The sequence below is a fragment of the Halomonas sp. AOP30-A1-24 genome, from assembly GCF_052378165.1.
Taxonomy (GTDB): domain Bacteria; phylum Pseudomonadota; class Gammaproteobacteria; order Pseudomonadales; family Halomonadaceae; genus Vreelandella; species Vreelandella citrativorans.
Genome location: NZ_JBQSXL010000076.1, coordinates 1 through 1,255 on the forward strand (window position 1 = coordinate 1; position 1,255 = coordinate 1,255).

The window sequence follows — 1,255 nt, forward strand, 5'->3', positions numbered from 1 at the left end:
GATCTTACCCAGCAACAGTGGACACTCGTTTAAGCGATCATTCGGACTTCAAACGCCTCTGGGCTGATCATCCCTATAGCACTGTGCCGTCGTTGCTTGTTGTAGTCCAGTTCGATGTATTCAAACACCTGGCGTCTCATCATATCTCGCGTTTTAAAGTTCTCGCCGTGGATCGCTTCCACCTTGAGGCTGTGAAAGAAGCTTTCGGCACAGGCGTTATCATAACAGTTGCCTTTCGCGCTCATACTGCACTTGAGTTCATGTCGCGTCAGTAGCGACTGATACAGCGTCGAACAGTACTGACCACCTCGATCTGAATGGACGATCACGCCTGTTGGCATTTTACGTTTCCATAGCGCCATTTGTAGTGCATCACAGACAAGATCTGCCGTCATACGCTCGCTCATTGCCCAACCAACGACTTTGCGAGAGTAAAGATCAATTAGCACAGCAAGATAAAGCCAACCTTCACCCGTCGCCAAGTAGGTGATATCACCCACCCACTTTTGATTAGGGGCTGAAGCCCTGAAGTCTTGCTCTAGCAGGTTTGGCGCAACAGGTAGCGAATGTCGAGAGTTTGTGGTGGCCTTGAACTTACGGGCAGCTTTAGCACGCAGGCCTTGTCGCTGTAAGCTGGCAGCCACGGTCTTGCGATTCACCGGTATTCCGTCATCTTGCAGGTCTAGAGCTAATCTCGGGGCGCCTGAGCGGCCTTTACGTTGGTGAAACGCCGCAGCCACACGCTTATCGAGAACGGCTTGCTGGCTGCGCTTTAGAGACAGACCTCCTTCGCGCTGTCGCCAAGCGTAGTAGCCGCTTCGAGCGACCCCAACAACATGGCACATGCGCTGAACACTGAAAGCCTGGCGATGACGATGGATAAAGGCGTACTTCACTTCAGGCTCTTCGCAAAGTACACCGCGGCCTTTTTTGTGATAGCCAGCTCCTCATTGGCTTCGGCTAATTGCCGCTTCAGACGAACGTTTTCTTCTGCCAGCGACCGCTCTCGCTCAGATGTATCTTGCTGTTGCTGAACCTTAGAACGCCACTGATAAAGCTGACTCGAGTGTATGCCCAGTTCACGAGCCGCTGCGGCAACGCCTATGCGATCAGCAAGCGCTAACGCTTCTTGCCGATAGGTATCTGAGTAACGGGTATAGGATTTTTTCTTCATTGATGTCGTCGATCTTGCCATGGTTCACCTCGTTGCAGTGTATTACATTCTTGAGGTGTCCATCGTTACTGGGCAAGATCA

General features: G+C 51.8%; 1 protein-coding gene. It reads right to left on the bottom strand.

Features of this window, described 5'->3' with window-relative positions; genetic code table 11:
• Nucleotides 1-29 precede the first annotated feature (29 nt).
• Nucleotides 30-1,195, bottom strand: a protein-coding gene (locus ACT3TJ_RS17920; protein ID WP_139296708.1) for an IS3 family transposase whose coding sequence is annotated in 2 segments (ribosomal slippage) — nt 30-934 and nt 934-1,195 — 1,167 coding nt in all. Because the reading frame shifts where the segments join, the coding sequence is not laid out codon by codon here.
• Nucleotides 1,196-1,255: the final 60 nt, after the last annotated feature.